This window comes from Leucobacter sp. M11 (assembly GCF_035726885.1).
Lineage (GTDB): Bacteria > Actinomycetota > Actinomycetes > Actinomycetales > Microbacteriaceae > JAPFRB01.
Map to the genome: position 1 here is coordinate 148,969 of NZ_JAPFRB010000002.1, position 743 is coordinate 149,711.

The 743-nt window shown below is 68.9% G+C and carries 1 protein-coding gene; it reads right to left on the reverse strand.

The annotated features are described in order from the left end of the window. Positions 1-7 precede the first annotated feature (7 nt). Positions 8-703: a DsbA family oxidoreductase gene (locus OOT08_RS04810; protein WP_325092109.1), complete on the reverse strand. Its 696-nt coding sequence runs from the start codon at positions 701-703 to the stop codon at positions 8-10. Between the last annotated feature and the right edge of the window lie 40 nt (positions 704-743).

The window sequence follows — 743 nt, forward strand, 5'->3', positions numbered from 1 at the left end:
AATCGCGTTATGCGCCGGCGGCGGCCTCGGCCGCCTCCCGCTCGAGCACCTGCTCGAAGACGGACACAAAGGACTCGGGCGACTGGGCGCCGGAGACGCCGTACTTGGACTCCAGCAGGTAGAAGGGCACGCCGCTGATGCCGAGCATCCGGGCGCGGGTGATGTCGTCCTGGACGGCCTCGGCGGTGGCCGGGTCCTGCAGGGCGGCACGAACGTCCGCCTCGGCAAGGCCGACCTCGGCGCCCAGCGCGGCGAGCTCGTCATCGCTCGCGAGGTTGCGGCCCTCCTCGAAGTAGGCGGCGAGGAGGCGCTCGACGGCCTCGTGCTGGAGCCCCTGCGCTTTCGCGAGGTGCAGGACGCGGTGCGCGCGCAGCGTGTTCACGTGCTGCACCCGGTCGAAGCGGTAGGCGAGGCCCTCGGCCTGCGCCATCTCGGTCATCTGAGCCAGCATCTCCTCGACCTTGGCCCGGGGCATGCCCTTGTGCGTGACGAGGAAGTCAATTTCGGAGCCCTCGAAGGTGTCGGGGGTATCGGGCGCCAGTTCGAAGCTGTGGTACTCGCTCTCGACGGCGACGTCGGGGCGCTGCGCGACAAAGGCGGCGACGCCGGCCTCGAAGCGGCGCTTGCCAATGAAGCACCAGGGACAGGCGATGTCCGACCAGATATCGACGCGGATCGTGTGCTGAGGATTCGTTTGAGTCACGTCGAGGACAACGGACCGCCCCCGGGAAATATTCCCGGGG